At 73.2% G+C, this 17,681-nt stretch carries 4 protein-coding genes; all 4 read right to left on the reverse strand.

From position 1 onward, the window contains the following. Nucleotides 1-208: 208 nt before the first annotated feature. The 4 genes from ACFVGW_RS05265 to ACFVGW_RS05280 all read right to left on the reverse strand — a co-directional run bounded on the left by ACFVGW_RS05265 (nucleotide 209) and on the right by ACFVGW_RS05280 (nucleotide 17,449). Complete coding sequence (locus ACFVGW_RS05265; RefSeq protein ID WP_385850876.1) at nucleotides 209-421, reverse strand: MbtH family protein; 213 nt, start codon at nucleotides 419-421, stop codon at nucleotides 209-211. Beyond that, nucleotides 418-14,727 carry an amino acid adenylation domain-containing protein gene (locus ACFVGW_RS05270; protein WP_385850877.1) on the reverse strand — a complete coding sequence of 4,770 codons (14,310 nt, stop codon included), beginning with the start codon at nucleotides 14,725-14,727 and terminating at the stop codon, nucleotides 418-420. Before ACFVGW_RS05270 ends, ACFVGW_RS05265 begins: the two co-directional genes overlap by 4 nt. A 174-nt stretch (nucleotides 14,728-14,901) precedes the next feature. Then, complete coding sequence (locus tag ACFVGW_RS05275) at nucleotides 14,902-15,948, reverse strand: iron-siderophore ABC transporter substrate-binding protein (RefSeq protein ID WP_383220579.1); 1,047 nt, start codon at nucleotides 15,946-15,948, stop codon at nucleotides 14,902-14,904. A 148-nt stretch (nucleotides 15,949-16,096) separates the two neighbouring features. Further along, nucleotides 16,097-17,449 (reverse strand): lysine N(6)-hydroxylase/L-ornithine N(5)-oxygenase family protein, encoded by a 1,353-nt coding sequence (locus tag ACFVGW_RS05280; protein ID WP_385850878.1) that lies wholly within the window; start codon nucleotides 17,447-17,449, stop codon nucleotides 16,097-16,099. Between the last annotated feature and the right edge of the window lie 232 nt (nucleotides 17,450-17,681).

The raw sequence follows: 17,681 nt of genomic DNA on the forward strand, positions 1-17,681 counted from the left end.
GTCAAGGCAACGGCCTCGTGGGTACCGGGGGCCATGTGCGGAACGCGCCCGCAGGGGCGCCGTCCCGTGTGCCCACCCGTTCCGCCCCAGCGGAACGAATGCCCACACGAGGCGGGTGGGGCGGAGGCGGTCGGCCATCGCCCGGCACGATGCAAGACGCCGCCGCCCCGGGAGCGGGGCTCCGGGGCGGCGGCGTCGGACGTGACGGTCAGGCCTGCTGTGCCGTGGCCAGGCTCGCCGGGCGGAGGTCCTTCCAGTGCTCCTCGACGTACGCCAGGCACGCCTCGCGCGTCTCCTCGCCGAAGACCGTGCGCCAGCCGGCGGGTACCTCGGCGAACGAGGGCCAGAGCGAGTGCTGGTTCTCGTCGTTGACGAGAACCAGGAAGCGGCCCTGCGGGTCCTCGAACGGGTTGGTGCTCATGCGTTGTCACTCCTTGTCGAACGCGCGGTCATGGCGGTGAACAGCTCGGAGAGCGGCTGTCCGGGGTCGGCTGCCACGGCGTGCAGCAGCCTCTGAAGTTCGTCGGCGAGTCGCCGCGCCTTCGCGGTACCGAGCAGGTCGGTCGCGTGGATCAGTCCGCAGTGGACGGGTCCGTCACCCTGCGGCTCGTAGAAGCTGAGGGTCAGCCGCGCCCGGGTGGAACCGGTCGGTACGGCCTCCAGGGAGCCGACCCCGCCCTCCAGCTGCTCCAGGTCCGCCTGTTCATGGTGGATCACCATGACCTGCGGGCCCTCCTGGGGCAGTCCGGCCACCCGGACGACCTCGTCGAACGGCACGTCCTGCCGGTCGAGGGCGCCGAGCGTGGTCTCCCGTACGCGGGAGAGCAGCTCCGCGAACGTCGGGTCGCCCGCGGTGTCGGTGCGCAGCACCACCGTGTTGAAGAAGCAGCCCACCAGGTCGGCCAGTTGGTCGTCCGTACGGCCGGCGACCAGGGTGCCGATGGGCAGGTCCGTGCCGGCGCCGTGGGCGGTGAGCAGGGCCGCCAGGGCGGAGTGCAGCACCATGAACATGCTGGTGCCGGTCGTCCGGGCGAGCTCGTCCACCGCGGCGTGCAGCCGCTCGTCCAGGACGAAGCCCACATGGTCCGCTCCGGGCGTGGACGAGCGCGGGCCGTCCGCCGGGAGGGCCAGCTCGGCCGGTGCGTCCTTCAGCGTCTCGCGCCAGTAGGCGAGCTGCCGGCCGCCGCGGCTGCCGGGGTCGTCGAGGTCGCCCAGGACCTCGCGGGCCCATCGGGCGTAGTCGGTGTACGACACCGGCAGCGGCCGCCACGCGGGGGCGCGGCCTTCCGTACGCGCCGCGTAGGCCGCCGTCAGGTCACGGAAGAGCGGGACCACCGACCATTCGTCCACCGCCAGGTAGTGCATGGTCAGCAGCAGCGCCTGCTCGCCGGTGGGCGCCGTCAGCAGGCGGGCGCCGAGCGGTGCCGCACGGTCCGGCTCCGGTGCTCCGGCGGCCAGTTCGGTCAGGCGCGCGTCCAGCTCGGCGCACTCCTCCAGGACGAGGACCGGGGGCTGGACGGCCCGGTGGTGGAGCGCGCGGCCGCGTTCGGTGAACGCCGTGCGCAGGGGCTCGTGCCGGGCCGCCACGTCGGCGAGGGCCGCGGACAGCACGTCCGCGTCCAGACCACCCGGCGAGCGCAGCACCAGCGCGTGGTCGAAGCGGGGAGTGCGGAGGTACGCGTTCCACTGCCAGCGCTGGACGGGGGCGGCGAGGAGGGGCTCCTGACGGTGCGAATCCTGACCGTGCGGCTCCTGACCGTGCGGCTCCTGCCGGACCTCCGCCGGACGCAGTGCCGGGCGGGCGGTCGAGGCGCCCTTGAGCTTGCCCTCGATGCCGGCGACGGTCAGCGCGTCGAAGACGTCCCTGATGCTCAGCTCGACGCCGAACTCGGCCCGGATGCGGCCCAGGAGCCGCATGGAGGCCATGGAGTGGCCGCCGAGCGCGAAGAAGTTGTCGTGGACGCCGACCCGGTCCAGCTTGAGGATCTCGCCGAACAGGGCGGCCAGCCTGGCCTGCGTCTCGTTGGCGGGCGACGCGTCCCCGGTCATCGCCGCCCAGTCGGGCGCGGGCAGCGCCTTGCGGTCCAGCTTGCCGTTGGGGGTCAGCGGCAGCGGGCCGTCCAGCGGCACGACGAGCGCGGGGACCATGTACTCGGGCAGCAGCCCGGCCACGTGGGCGCGCAGCTCCTGCGGGTCGAGCTCCACGGACTCCCCCGCCTCCGGGACGGCGTAGCCGACGAGGCGGACGATGTCGCCGTCGCGGTCGGGCAGCACGGCGGCCTGGGCGACGGAGGGGTGTCCGGCGAGGGCCGCCTCGATCTCGCCCAGCTCGATGCGGAAGCCGCGCACCTTGACCTGGGTGTCGACGCGTCCGAGGAAGTCGAGGTTGCCGTCGGCGCGCCAGCGGGCGCGGTCGCCGGTGCGGTACATCCGCGCGCCGGGCTCCGTGGCGTACGGGTCGGCGACGAACCGCTCGGAGGTCAGCGCGGCCTTGCCGAGGTAGCCGCGGGCGAGGCCGCGTCCGGAGACGTACAGCTCGCCGACGACACCGGGCGGGACCGGTCGCAGGTGCTCGTCCAGGACGTAGGCGCGGGTGTTGGGGTCGGGCCAGCCGATGGGCACCCGGCCGGAGGGGCGGCCGCCGTGCTCGCGCGAGGGCCACAGCGTGGAGTTGACCGTCGCCTCGGTGAGTCCGTAGGCGCAGATCAGGTGGGCCGTGGCGCCGAACCGCTCGAAGACGTCCGGCGGCACGGTCTCCGTGCCGACCAGGACGGTCGACCCCTCCGGGAGCTCGCAGCCGGGAGGCAGGGCCGACACGAGGGACGGCGGAAGGATCATGTGGGTGATCCGCTGCTCCGCGAGGAAGTCGGTGAGCGCCGGCCCCGCGACCCGCGCCTCGTCCGTGATGAGGACGAGCCGGCCGCCGTGGCAGAGCGCCATGGCCAGTTCGAAGGCGAAGACGTCGAAGCCGATCGACGCGAACTGCAGGACGTGGCTGTCGTGTTCGAGACCCATGCGGTCGACGGCGGTGGCGACGAGGCTGGAGACGCCCTCGTGCGGGACGACGACGCCCTTGGGCCGTCCGGTGGAGCCGGAGGTGTAGATGACGTACGCCGCCTGGTCGAGGAGGACCGGCCTTCCGTCGAGCGCGGTCTCCGGCAGGGTCTCCAGCTCGGCGGCCACCGACGGTTCGTCGAGCAGCACCACCGGCACGCCCGCCACCTCGGGGATCTTCCCGGCGACCGGCTCGGTGCCGACGACGAGCGCCGCCCTCGAGTCCTCGATCATGTAGGTGAGGCGGTCGGCCGGGTGGACCAGGTCGAGCGGGAGGAACGCGGCGCCCAGCTTCAGCGCGGCGAGCACCGTGGCGACCATGTCCACCGAGCGGGGTACGGCCACGCCGACCACGCTCTCGGCGCCGGCTCCGCGTGCCGCGAGCAGTCGGGCGAGGCGGTTGGCTCGGGCGTCGAGCTGTGCATAGGTGACGGACCGGTCGCGGTCGACGACGGCGACCGCGTCGGGGCGCTCGGCGAGCCGCTGGGCGAACAGGGCCGGGAAGGACTCCTCGTCGACCTCGCGGGAGGTGGCGTTGAAGCCTTCCAGGACCAGCCGCCGCTCGTCGTCGCCGAGGATCTCGGCCCGCGAGACGGGCTGCCCGGGCGCGGCGACGAGGGCCGCGACGAGGGCGCGGAGGCGCTCGCCGAGGCGCTCGGCGGTCCGGTGGTCGAACAGCTCGGTGGCGAACTCGAGACGGCAGCCGAGGGAGCCGGTGCCGCCGTCGGCCGGCGTGTGCTCGGTGAAGCTGAACACGAGGTCGAACTTGGCCGAGCGGATGCGGAAGGGCACGTAGTCGGCGCTGAGGCCGGAGAGTTCCAGGGCGTCGCCCGTACGGGCGTGGTAGCCGACCATCACCTGGAAGAGCGGGTTCCTGGAGAGGGAGCGGGTCGGGTTGAGCTTCTCCACCACGGACTCGAAGGGGACGTCCGCGTGCGAGAACGCGGCCAGGTCGGTCTCCCGCACCCGGGCGAGCAGCTCGGTGAAGCTCGGGTCGCCGCTCAGGTCGGTCCGCAGTACCAGCGTGTTGACGAAGAAGCCGACCAGGTCGTCGAGGGCCTCGTCGCCCCGCCCGGCGATGGGCGAGCCGAGGGGGATGTCCGTACCGGCGCCCATGCGGTGCAGCAGGGCGGCCACGGCCGCGTGGACGACCATGAACATGCTGGCGCCGCTCTCGCGGGCGAGCCGCTTCAGGCCCTCGTGGACGTCGGTGTCGAAGGCGATGTCCAGTTCGGCGCCGGTGAACGCGGGCCGGGCCGGGCGGGGCCGGTCCGTGGGCAGTTCCAGCTCCTCGGGCGCGCCGTCCAGGGTCGTGCGCCAGTACTCCAGCTGCCGGGCGGCCAGGCTGTCCGCGTCGGCCGGGTCGCCGAGCAGTCGCTGCTGCCAGAGGGCGTAGTCGGCGTACTGGACGGGCAGCGGCTCCCACTGCGGGGCCGCGCCCCCGACGCGGGCGGCGTAGGCGGTGGCCAGGTCGCGGAGGAACGGGCGGTCCGACCACTCGTCGGTGGTGATGTGGTGGAGCAGCAGGACGACCACGTGGTCCTCGGGCGCCAGCTCGACGACCGTGGCGCGCAGCGGCAGTTCGGCGGCGAGGTCGAAGGGCCGGTTGACGGCGGCCTCGACGAGACCGGGCAGCTCGTCCTCGGTGGCGCGCAGCCGCTCCACGACGGGGCGTGCCTCGTCGACGGGCAGGACGCGCTGGACGGCCTGGCCCTCGTGCTCCACGAACACCGTGCGCAGGGCTTCGTGCCGGGCGGTCACGTCGGCGAGCGCCGCACCCCACGCCTCGACGTCGAGGGTGCCGCGCAACCGCATGACCAGCGGGAAGTTGTAGGCGGCCGAGGTGCACTCGATCTGCTGGATGACCCACAGGCGCTGCTGGGCGTGCGAGAGCGGCAGCTCGTCGGGCCGCTCCCCCGCGGTCAGCGCCGGCCGGGCGGCGCCGCCGGAGCGGTCGGCGCGCTCGACCAGCTCGGCCACGGTGGGTGCCTCGAAGAGGTCACGGATGGCGAGTTCGGCGTCCAGCGCGGTACGGGCCCGGCTGACGAGCCGGGTGGCGAGCAGCGAGTGGCCGCCGAGCTCGAAGAAGTCGCTGTCGATGCCGACGCTGCCATCCGGCAGGCCGAGCGCCTCGGCGAAGAGCGCGCAGAGCGTCTCCTCGCGCGGCGTGCGCGGGGCGCGGCTCGTGCCGGTTCCGGCGAAGTCCGGTGCGGGCAGGGCCCGTACGTCGAGCTTGCCGTTGACGGTGAGCGGGAGGGTGTCCACGGGGACGAGCGCGGAGGGGACCATGTAGTCCGGCAGCGCGGCCTTCAGGTGGTCGCGGAGCCGCTGGAGCAGCTCCTCGCCGGGCGTGGTGCCGTCCTCCGGCGCGAAGTAGCCGACCAGACGCTTGGTGCCGGTGCTCTCGTTGACGACGACGGCGGCGTGGGCGACCCCGGGGTGCGAGGAGAGTGCGGTGGAGATCTCGCCGAGTTCGATCCGGTAGCCGCGGATCTTCACCTGGTCGTCGGTGCGGCCCAGGAAGTCGAGGAGCCCGTCGGGCCGCTGCCGTACGAGGTCGCCGGTGCGGTACATCCGCTCCCCCGGCTCGCCGAAGGGGTCGGCGACGAACCGCTCGGCGGTGAGGCCGGGCCGGTCGTGGTAGCCGCGGGCCAGGCCCGTGCCGGCGATGTACAGCTCGCCGGGGCAGCCGGGCGGGACCGGGCGCAGCATGGCGTCCAGGACGTGGGCGCGGGTGTTCCGGATGGGCATGCCGACGGTGGAGGTCGCGCTGTCCGTGGTGGAGCCGCCGAGGGTGTTGATGGTGTACTCGGTCGGCCCGTAGAGGTTGTAGCCGTACGTGCCCTCGGTGCGGCGCAGCGTGCTCCAGACGGTGTCGGACACGGCCTCGCCGCCGAGCAGGACCAGCGCGGGGCGGTGCTTCCCGGCCGCCTCGTCGTGGTCGAGGAGCCCCTCCTCGATGAGCAGCTGGGCGTACGTGGGGGTCACGTTGACGACGTCGACCCGGTTCCGGTCGCAGTAGTCGACCAGCGCCTCCGCGTCGCGGCGCAGCTCCTCGTCGCAGACGTGGACCTCGTGGCCCTCGACGAGCCAGAGCAGCTCCTCCCAGGACATGTCGAAGGCGAAGGAGACGGTGTGCGCGATGCGCAGTCGCCGTCCTCCGGCCGAGGCGATGGCCGGGTCGAAGATCTCCTTCTGGTGGTTGAGCTGCATGTTCGTCAGACCCCGGTAGGGGGTGACGACGCCCTTGGGCCGGCCGGTCGAGCCGGAGGTGTAGATGACGTACGCCGGGTGTTCGAGCCGGTCCTCGACGTCCTGGGCGAAGGCGGGCCGCTCGGCGTCGGTGATCTCGCCGCCGGGGAGGGCGGCCAGCTCGGCGGCCACGGTCTCGTCGTCCAGCGGGAGTTCGGGGGCGACGGCGCCCTCGGGGCCCCGGAGGGCAGGGGCGACGGCGGTGGTGGTGACCAGGCACAGGGGCCCGGTGTCCTCGACCATCAGCCGCAGCCGGTCGGCCGGGTGGTCCAGGTCGAGCGGCAGGTACGCGGCGCCGGTCCGCAGGACGGCGAAGAGCGCGGCGACCATGTCGATGGAGCGGGGCAGGGCGAGGGCCACGACCTTCTCCGGGCCCGCTCCCCTGGCGAGGAGCAGCCGGGCGATCCGGTTGACGTGCGCGTCCAGTTCGGCGTACGTGAGGGCGCGTTCGCCGAAGACGAGCGCCACCGCGTCCGGGGTACGGGCGACCTGGGCCGTCAGCATGTCGGCGATGGTCTCGTTCGGCACCGGCTCGCGGCTGCCGGCCAGCTCGGCCGCCAGGGCGGCGTGCTCCGAGTCCAGCAGGAGGTCCACGCCGACGGTGCGGGCCGTGACGGCGTCGGGGCGGGCGAGGATCTCGCCGAGCCGCTCCAGGACGGTGGTGAACCGGCCGAGGATCGTGTGCGCTGCCTCCGTGTCGAACAGGTCGGGCCGGGCCGCCAGCGTGACCCGCAGCCGGGTCTCGGGCGTGACGATCAGGGTGAGGGGGAAGTGGGTGCCGTCCACGTTCGAGACGTCGGTGATGCCGTGCCGCTGCCGGAGTTCCGCGGCACGGTCCTCACCGTCGGCGGAACGCAGCACGAAGAGGGTGTCGAACAGTCGCCGGTGGCCGGTCTCCTGCTGGAGGGTTCCGAGGCCGACGTACTCGTACGGCATGACCGAGGCGCGCTCGGACTGCATGCGGCGCAGCAGGTCGAGCAGCGGCTCGTCCGGGGCGAACGCGACGCGCGCCGGGATGGTGTTGAGGAACATGCCGATGATGCCGGCGACGTTCGGTACGTCCGCGGGGCGGCCGGCGACCGCGGTGCCGAAGGCGACGTCGCCGCGGCCGGTCATGGCCGAGAGGACCAGACCCCAGGCGGCGTTGAGCACCGTGTTCAGGGTGAGACCGTGCTGCCGGGCCAGTGCGCGGAGACGGTCGCTGGTCTCCTTGGTGAGCACGGCGTCGAAGTCGGCCGGGATGACCGGGCCCGCGTCGCGGCCGGTCGGTGCGACGAGGGTCGGCTCGTCGAAGCCGGCGAGCGCTCCGCGCCAGGCGTCGAGGGCCTGGGTGGTGTCCTGCCGGTCGAGCCACGCCAGGTAGTCGCGGTACGAGCCGGGGGCGGGCAGCCCGGTGGTGTCGCCGGCCCGCTCGTACAGCGTGAACAGCTCCTCCAGGAAGAGCCAGGCGGACCAGCCGTCCCACAGGATGAGGTGGTGGGTGACGACGAGCCGGTCCCGTCCGTCGCCGAGCCGGATCAGCTGCAGACGGCAGAGCGGCGGGGCGGAGAGGTCGAAGCGCTGGCGGCGGTCGGCGGCGAGGAGCGCGTCCACGCGGGCGCGCCGCTCCTCGGCGGACAGCTCGGAGAGGTCGGTCTCGGTGAGCGGGATCTCGGCGCCGTCGGCGATGAACTGGACGGGCCGGGGCAGGCCGTCGCTGGTGAACCCGGCGCGCAGGCTCGCGTTGCGTTCCAGCAGCGCACGGCAGGCGGCGCGCAGCCGGTCGGCGTCCAGGGGGCGGTCGAAGTCCAGGGTCTCCTGCGACAGGTAGACGTCGAGGGCGTCCCCGGTGTCGTAGGTGGCGTGGAAGTACATGCCCTCCTGGAGCGGGGAGAGCGGCCAGACGTCGCCGACCGGGAGGCCCGCGACGGCCTCGACGCGGGCGGTCTCCTCGTCGGTCAGTTCGAGGCCGCCGAGCGGGGCCGGGGCCGGGGGCTCGGCGGGGGCGCCGGCGGTCAGCTGGGCGAGCAGCGCCTGGAGGGCCGGGTCGACGGCGGCGCCGGACTGCGCCTGCGCGGCGAGCATCGCCTGGAGGGCGGCGGCGGCCTGCCCGGCGTCGGCGGCGGACATGTTCACCCCGGCGGCGGGAGCTTCGGGAGCGGTCTCGACGGCGGGTTCGTCCGGCACGTTCGCGGCCGTCGCGGCGAGCGCGGCGGGCGTGCGGTGCTCGAACACATCGCGCGGGCTGATGGTCAGTCCCCTTTCACGGGCCCGGGTGGCGACGGCGATCGAGGTGAGGCTGTCGCCGCCCAGGACGAAGAAGTCGTCGTCGGCACCGATCCCGGCCATGCCGAGGACATCGGTGAAGATCTCGCAGAGGGCGCGTTCGCGTGCGTCGCGCGGCGCGCGTCCACCGGCCCTGGGGGCGACGGACGGCGAGGGCAGGGCGTTCTGGTCGAGCTTGCCGCTGGGGGTCAGCGGCAGCGTGTCGAGGGCCATGACGGCCGTCGGCACCATCGCTGCGGGCAGCGCGGCGGCGAGCGCCGCGTGGAGGGCTTCGCCGTCGAGTGCGGTGGCGGGGCCGGAGCCTCCCGCTGCCGGGACCGCGTAGCCGAGGAGCGTTCCGTCGCGGACGACGACGGCGGCGCGGGCGACCCCCGGGAGGGCGGCCAGGGCGGCCTCGATCTCGCCCAGCTCGACGCGGTTGCCGCGTACCTTGACCTGACGGTCGGTGCGGCCGAGGTAGTCGACGGCACCGTCGGCGCGCCGGCTGACCAGGTCGCCGGTCCGGTACATGCGGGCGCCGGGCTCCCCGAACGGGTCGGCGACGAACCGCTCGGCGGTCAGCCCGTGCCGGTCGTGGTACCCGCGGGCCAGCTGGACGCCGGCGAGGTACAGCTCGCCGGGGACGCCGTCCGGGACGGGGCGCAGGAAGGCGTCGAGGACGTACAGGCGGGTGTTCCAGACGGGGCGGCCGATCGGGACGGCGAGTTCGTCGTCGCCTTCGTACGGGAAGTACGTGACGTCGACGGCCGCCTCGGTGGGGCCGTAGAGGTTGTGCAGCGGCACCGGGCCGTGGCCTCGGCGGGAGGTCAGCTCCGCCCAGCGGCGGGCGTCGGCGCCGGTGAGCGCCTCGCCGCTGCAGAAGACGCGGCGCAGGCTCCCGGCCCACTCGGGGGTTCCCGGCGCGGCCTCCATGACCTGGACGAACGCCGCCAGCATCGACGGCACGAAGTGCGTGGTCGTGATGTGCTCGGTCGCGATCAGCTCGGCGAGGTACGCCGGGTCGCGGTGGCCGTCGGGCCGGGCGAGGACGACGGTCGCGCCTTCGGCCAGGGCCCAGAAGAACTCCCAGACGGACACGTCGAAACTGGACGGCGTCTTCTGGAGCACACGGTCGTGGACGGTGAGCCCGTACTCGTCCTGCATCCAGGCGAGGCGGTTGACGATCGCGCGGTGGGTGACGGCGACGCCCTTGGGGCGGCCTGTGGAGCCCGAGGTGTAGATGAGGTACGCGGGGTGGTCGGGTCCCGCGTGCACGGTCGGCGTGTCGGCGGTCTCCTCGTCACGGTCCACCAGGACGTGGGCGAGTCCGGGTACCTCGGGCAGCCGGCCGGACGCTCCGGCGGTGGTCACGACCGTACGGGCACCCGAGTCGGCGAGCATGAACGCCACCCGGTCGGCGGGGTAGTCGAGGTCGAGGGGCAGGTAGGCGGCGCCGGCCTTGTGCACGCCGAGCAGCGCGACCATGAGCTCCACGGAGCGGGGCACCGCGACGGCGACGAAGTGTTCGGGGCCCGCGCCCCGTGCCCGCAGCCGCCGGGCCAGCGCCTCGGCGCGCCGGTCGAGTTCGGCGTAGGACAGCGTGGTGCCCTCGAAGACGACCGCCGGGGCGTCGGGCCTCCGTGTCACCTGTGCGGCGAAGAGGGAGGCGAGGGTGGCGTCCGGGACGGGGAGCGGGTGGGCCGTGGCGTTCAGCTCGGCGAGGCGCTCCTCCTCGCGGCCGGAGAGCGTCCCGACGCGGGCGACGGGCCGGGCGGGGTCGTCGACGAGCGTCCGCAGCAGCGCCTCGAACCGGTGGGCGAGGACGGCCACGGTCAGCTGGTCGAGCCGGGCCGCGTCGTACTTGAACCGCAGTGCGAGGTGGGCCCCGTCGTGCTCGACGATCAGGGCCAGCGGGTAGTGGACGGCGTCGAAGACCTCGGCGCCGGTGACGCGGAGCGTCTCCTGGCGCGCTGCCGGGGACAGTTCCCCGGAGGGGAAGTTCTCGAACACCACGAGCGTGTCGAAGAGTTCTCCGCCGCCCGCGAGCCGCTGGATCTCGGCGAGCCCGAGGTGCTGGTGGTCCAGGAGGGCCGCGTGCTCGTCCTGGACGCGCCGCAGCAGCTCGACGAGCGTTTCGCCGCCGTGCAGGGTGACGCGGGCCGGCACGGTGTTGATGAAGAGGCCGACCGCCGCGTCCAGACCCCTGACCTCGGTCGTACGTCCGGAGACGGTGGTGCCGAACACCACGTCCCGGCTGCCGGTCAGACTGCCCAGGAGCAGGGCCCAGCCGCCGTTCAGGACGGTGCTGAGGGTGAGCCCGTGGCTGCGGGCGCGGGCCGCGAGGTCGGCGGTGAGCGACTCCGGCAGCCGGACGTCGACGTGCTCGGGGCGGGCGGCCGGCGCCGCCTGGTCGCCCGGTGCGGAGGCGAGGACGGGCAGCCGGGTCGGACCGTCCAGGCCGGCCAGCGCCTGGCGCCACGCGTCACGGGCGGTGTCGAGGTCCCGGCTCGCGAGCCAGGTGAGGTACGCGTCCGGGGCGGGCGGCTCGGGCAGGGCCTCGCCCGTGGAGGCGGCGGTCAGTTCGCGGAGCAGGACCGAGACCGACCAGCCGTCGGCGATGATGTGGTGCAGCGTGAGCAGCAGACGGTGGTGCTGCCCGTCTCGGATCAGGGTGGCCCGCATCAGCGGGGGCCGGGCGAGGTCGAAGCCCTCGGCGCGGTCGCGCCGCAGGATGTCCGCCAGCGGGGTGCGGGCGGTGTCGGCCTCGCGCCAGGGGAGGTCGGCGCGGTCGGCGATCCGCTGGACGACCTCGCCGCCGGGGAGCTGGCGGAAGGAGGCGCGCAGCAGCGCGTGCCGGTCGAGGAGCAGTTGGAGCGCCTGCCGGAGCCGGTCGGGGTCGACGGTGCCCGCGAGGTCCAGGAGTTCCTGGACGACGTAGAGGTCGGCGGCCTCCCGGTCGAACTCGGCGTGGAAGAAGAAACCTTCCTGGAGCGGGGAGACGGGCAGCGCCTCCCTGTCAAGCTCCACCGCCCTGGGGACCTCGGAGGGCGCCTCGGCGGTGACCGGCACGGCGGTCCGGGCGAGCGCCGCCACGGTCCGCTGCCGGAAGACGTCGCGCGGGGTGATGACGAGCCCGGCCTCACGGGCGAGGTTGACGAGCTGGATCGCGACGATGCTGTCGCCGCCCAGTTCGAAGAAGCTGTCGTGGACGCCGACCGACGGCAGGTCGAGCACCTCGGCGAAGAGCCCGGCGAGCGCGGTCTCTGCCGGGGTGGTGGGCGCGTCGCCGCCGGCCGTGGCGGTCCAGCGGGGCTCGGGCAGGGCGCGGCTGTCGAGCTTGCCGTTGGGCGTCAGTGGCAGCGGTCCGTCGAGACGGACGACGGCGGAGGGGACCATGTGGTCGGGCAGCGTCCCGGCGATCCGGGCCCGTGCCTCGGCGACGGCGGACTCCGGGTCCGTACCGGGCTCCGCGACGAGGTAGGCGACGAGCCGCTTGGCGCTCCGGTGGTCCTCGCGGACGAGGACGGCGGCCTGGGCGATGCCCGGGCAGGCCATGAAGGCGCTCTCGATCTCGCCGGGTTCGATGCGGTGGCCCCGGATCTTGATCTGGCCGTCGGCGCGTCCCAGGAACTCCAGGTTGCCGTCGGCGCCCCAGCGGACGCGGTCGCCCGTGCGGTACATCCGCGCGCCGGGCTCGGTGGCGTACGGGTCGGCGACGAAGCGCTCGGAGGTGAGGCCCGGCCGGCCCAGGTAGCCGCGGGCGAGGCCGCGTCCGGAGACGTACAGCTCGCCTTCGGTGCCGACGGGAACGAGACGGAGCGCCGCATCGAGCACGTAGGCGCGGGTGTTGGGGTCGGGTTCGCCGATCGGCGCGGGTCCGGGGCGGTCGGGGGCCGCGACCCACAGGGTGGAGTTGACCGTCGCCTCGGTGAGGCCGTACGCGACCACGACCTGGAGGCGTCCGGCCCAGCGGGCGATCAGCTCGCTGGGGACCGCCTCGGTGCCGACGATCAGGACGGCGCCGTCCGGCAGTTCGCACTCCTGCGGCAGGGCGGAGACGAGGGACGGCGGCAGGATCATGTGGGTGGCGCCGTGGCGTGCGATGTACTCCGTGAGCGCGGGACCGGCGACGCGGCGCTCGGTGGGGACCACGATGATCCGGCCGCCGACGCACAGCGACATGATCAGGTCCCAGACCGTCACGTCGAAGCCCACGGAGGCGAACTGGACGACGCGGCTCTCGGCGGTGATCCCGATGCGGTCGGTGGCGGTGGCGACGAGGCTGCCGACGCCGTCGTGGGAGACGACGACGCCCTTGGGGCGGCCGGTGGAGCCCGACGTGTAGATGACGTACGCCGCCCGGTCCAGGGCGATGTCGAGGCCGAGGTCCGCGCCGTCGAGGGCGTCACGCTCGGCCGTCAGCGACGGCTCGTCGAGGAGCAGGCGGGCGACGCCGGGGGCGTCGGGCAGCGCGTCCGACAGCTCGCGGGTGGTGAGGACCGTGCGCGCGCCGGCGTCGGCGAGCATGTAGGCGATCCGGTCCCGCGGGTGGTCGGCGTCCAGCGGCAGATAGGCCGCGCCCGCCTTCATCACCGCGAGCAGGGAGACGACGAGGTCGACGGAGCGCGGGACGGCGACGGCGACGATGTCCTCGGCGCCGACGCCACGGGAGGCCAGGAGACGGGCCAGCCGGTTGGCCGCCGCGTTCAGTTCGGCGTACGTGAGCTCACGGTCCTCGCAGACGAGGGCGACGGCGTCCGGGGTACGGCCGGCCTGCCGCTCGAACGCGGCGGGCCAGGAGAGCTCGGCCGACTCCCGCGGCTTGTCGCCGAACTCGTCGAGGAGCCGGGCCCGTTCGGGGGCCGAGGTCAGGTCGATGTGCCCGACCGGGCGGTCGAGGTCCTCGACGAGGGCGTCGAGCGTCGCGAGGAAGCGGCGCTCGTGGTCCCGAAGCGTCGACTCGTCGCAGACCTCGGCGTCGGCGTCGAGGTGGACGCACATGCCGCGCCCGTCGCTGCACTCGGCGAAGCTGAGGGCCAGATCGCTGACCGGACCCAGCCAGACGGGTTCGAGTGCGGTGTCGAGGTCACGGAACCGCAGGTCGTCCGGGCGCGGGAGGACGTTGACCGTGGGGCCGACGAGTTCGTGCACGCCGTCGGGCAGGCCCAGTTCCCTGGCCAGGTCCTCGGCACGGTAGCGCCCGTGGGCGAGCGCCTCGCCCACCGCGCGCCGCACCTCGGCGAGGAGTCCGGCGACGGTGGTGCCGGGGCGGACGGAGAGCCGCAGCGGCACGATGTTGGAGACCATGCCGGGGACGTCCGCGGAGACCGCGTCCTGGCGGGCCGCGATCGGCAGGCCGAGGACGAGGTCCTGCTCGCCGCTGACCCGGTGGAGGTAGGCGGCGACGGCCGCGACGAGCAGGCGGGACGGCCGGGTGCCGGCTCGTTCGGCGGCGGCGTACAGCCGCTGGACCTGCCCGGCGCTCAGTTCGGACGTACGGCGCACGCGCCGGGTCATGGGTACGGGGGCGCGCTCGACGAGGCGTACGGGCTCGGGCCGGTCGGCCATGCGGGTCAGCCAGTAGGCGCGGTCCTCCTGGTGTGCGGCGGAGGCGCGGTAGGCGATGTCGGCGTCGACCAGGCGGGAGACCGCCCAGTCGCGCGGGGCGGGCGCCTCGTCGCCGGCGGTGTACAGCTCACCGGCCCGGCGGGTGACGAGCGCGACGCCCATGCCGTCGACGACGATGTGGTGGTAGCGCTGGTACCAGACGATGTGGTCGTCGGCGAGGCGCAGCAGCGCGTGGCCGAAGAGGGGGCCCCGGGCGAGGTCCATGGGGCGCGCACGGTCGGCGGCCATCCAGTCGGCGGCGGCCCGCTCGGGGTCGGCGGCGCCGCGCAGGTCCACGACAGGGAGGTCGACGGGGGCGGGTGCGGGGGTCTGGCGGGGGCCGCCGTCGCCCGCGCGGACGCGCACGTGCAGGCTCTCGGCCTCCTCGACGGCCTGCCGCACGGCGGCGGTGAGGCGCTCGGTGTCGGCGTCGCCGTGCAGGTCCAGGGCGAACACGATGTTGTAGGCGGAGCTGTCCGGGTCGATCTGCTGGGCGAGCCAGATGCCGGATTGCGCGCCCGTGACGGGTATGCCGGAGGTGGACGTCCGGTCCGACTCGACGTCAAACATCGTTCGAATGGGCCTTTCCCTGGTGTGCGTCGGTGAGGTGTGTCCGGCGCGCCCCGCTCCCGGGCCCCGCGCCGGGGAGGGGGCCACCGTGTGTGCGGTGGCGTGGCGCGGTGCTGCCGGGAACGGGGCGCGGTTCCGCCGGGAGGCGGACGGGCCGGACGCCGGTGACGGGCGTTACTTGACGGCCGCGATCAGCGGCTCGACCTCGTCGATGGCGTAGGGGATCGACAGGACGGTGTTGAAGGAGAAGGCCGCGCCGATGTCCGGGTCCTGGTAGGGCACGAACAGGTCGCGCTTCTCCGAGTTGACCTTCAGCTTCTTGTAGAGCGGCTCGGCCTTGATGCGGTCGTTGGCCTCGGTGCTGGAGGTGACCCAGACGAGCCGGTCGACGTCGAGCACGTTCAGCTTCTCGGCGCTCAGTTCGGCGACGTTCCAGCCCGGCTTCGCCAGGGTGTCGATCTCGGGCTTCAGCTTGAAGCCGAGCTCGGAGAAGAAGATCGCCTTCGGGTCGGTCTTGGTGAAGGCCGAGTACTTGCCGGCCTCGAAGCTGTCGGCGACGGCGAGGGTCTTCGTGGCGAACTCGGGGTGCTTGTCGCGGACGGCCTTGAAGCGCGCGTCGATGCCGGAGATCAGCTTCTCGGTCTCCGCGTCCTTGCCGAGGGACTTGCCGATCTGCCGCGTCATCACCTGCCAGGACGCGCCGTAGTCGGGCAGGCCCTTGGGCTGCGCCACGACCTTGGTGAACTTCGAGAGCGTGTCGTACTGCTCCTTCTTCATCCCCGAGTACTGCGCGATGACGAGGTCGGGCTTCAGGGCCGCGATCTTCTCGATGTTGTACTCGTCGCGCTCGCCGACGATCTCGGGCTTCGCCGACCCCCACTTGTCCTTCGCCCACGGCCACTTGCCGTACGGCTGCTCCTTGAACCAGTCCACCGCGCCGACCGGCTTGATCCCCAGCGCCAGCACCGCGTCCTGGTCCGACAGGCCCAGGGTGACGACCCGCTTCGGCTCCGCGTCGATGGTCGTGGAGCCGTACTTGTGCTCCACGGTCACGGGGAAGGCCGCGGACGAGGAGCTGCTCGCCGCGCCCGAGGGCTTGGACTCGGTCTTCTCGGTGCCGCCCCCACAGGCGGACAGCGCGAGCGCGGCGACGGTGGCGACGGCCACCTGCGGGAAGTGTCTGACGAACCGCGTCAGAGCGGGGCGCGTACCAGTGGACACGGAGGTTCCTTTCACGGGGATCACACGGTGCGTGCCGCGACCGCCGCGTACGAGGACGCTACGAGACGGCCGGGGCGGGTGGGGCTCGGTGGAGCGATGGGGGGTGGGGTCTGTCGGGCGGAGGCAGCCCGGCGGGAAGGGGCCGAGGTCAGCGGACCGAGCCGATGCCGTCGGCGACCGGCCGGGGCTCGTCCACGGTGGGCTCCTGACCGCGGTCGAGGATGGAGTCCAGGATCTCGCCGACCCTGATCGCGGTGTTGGAGAGCAGGGACGAGGTGATGCCGTGGGTGTGCTCGGTGCCGCCCTGCAGATAGATGCCGCAGCGCACCGCGGGATCGGTGGAGATGCGGTAGTCCCGCTCGACGCGGACCCGGCCCTGCTCGTCGCGGTGGCAGCTCTTCGCGACCTCGCCCAGGAGCCCCAGGGGCTCGGCGGGGCTGTAGCCGGTGGCGAGGACCACGACATCGGCGTCCAGCACGTTCTCCTCGCCGGTGACCAGGGAGGTGACGGTGGCGCGGACCGTGTCCGGGGTCTCCTCGACCCCGGTCAGGCGCGAGATGTTGAGGAAGCGCAGCCGTTCGGCGCCGAGCACCTTCTCCTGGTACGCCACCCGGTACAGCTCGTCGATCAGGTCGATGTCCACGACCGAGTAGTTGGTGTTCCCGTGATAGTCCATCAGCCGGCGCTTGATGTCGTCGGGAGCCGTGTAGTACTCGTCGACCGCCTCGGGGTCGAAGATGCGGTTGGCGAAGCTGCTGTCGTCCGCCGGGCTGTAGCCGTATCGGGAGAAGACGGCGCAGATCTCGGCGTCGGGGAAGCGGCGGTGGAGGTACGCCACGTTCTCGGCGGCGCTCTGGCCGGCGCCGACCACGATGAAGCGGGTGGGGTCTGTGCCCTCCAGGCCGTCGACCTTGGCGAGCAGGTCGGAGTTGTGCCAGACGCGGTCGCTGCGCTCGACACCCTCCGGCATGAGGGGCCGAAGTCCCGTGCCGATGACGAGGTTTCGGGCGCGGTGCACCACGGTCTCCGAGCCCGAGCGGGCCGTGACGTCGAGGTACTCCACGACTCCGTCGCGTACGACGGGCTCGACGGAGACGACCTCGTGGCCGTAGGAGACCATGTCGTCGACCTTCGCCGCCGCCCACTCGAAGTAGTCGTGGAACTCGACGCGGAGCGGGAAGAGGTTCTTGTGGTTGACGAAGTCGATCAGCCGGCCCTTGCTCTGCAGATAGCGCAGGAAGGTGTACTCGCTGGACGGGTTACGGAGCGTCACCAGGTCCTTGAGGAAGGACACTTGCATCGTGGCGTCGTCGATGAGCATGCCGCGGTGCCAGCCGAAGTTGGGCTGGCGCTCGAAGAAGTGAGCAGTGACCGCCTCCTGCCTCCCGACGCGAGCGTTGTGCTCGCTGAGCGCGATCGCCATGGCCACGTTGGACGGCCCGAAGCCGATTCCTATGAGGTCATGGATCAGAGGTGCGTCGCCAGGAAGAACCTGTGACATGTCACTCCCATCGTGCGGGACAGCCGCCTGTCAGGCGAGGATGAAAAGTACGAGACGCCGAGCCCGCCGGTGGCGTCGGCCAGGGGCGAACTTAGGTAAAGCTAACCTGACTTGCCCCGAGCTGTCGACCGGACGAATCGGTCACGCGAGAGAAAGTGCCACTGAACACGCGTGAAAACAGGGGCCGTTGCATCCTTAGGTAAGCCTTGCTTTACTTGGCGGCGGTCATTCG

Origin of the sequence: Streptomyces sp. NPDC127129, from assembly GCF_042671585.1 — a bacterium.
Lineage (GTDB): Bacteria > Actinomycetota > Actinomycetes > Streptomycetales > Streptomycetaceae > Streptomyces.

Coding starts and splice junctions, on each gene's coding strand:
- ACFVGW_RS05280 (WP_385850878.1), bottom strand. CDS start 17,449: ATGTCACAGGTTCTTCCTGGCGACGCACCTCTGATCCATGACCTCATA.
- ACFVGW_RS05270 (WP_385850877.1), bottom strand. CDS start 14,727: ATGTTTGACGTCGAGTCGGACCGGACGTCCACCTCCGGCATACCCGTC.
- ACFVGW_RS05265 (WP_385850876.1), bottom strand. CDS start 421: ATGAGCACCAACCCGTTCGAGGACCCGCAGGGCCGCTTCCTGGTTCTC.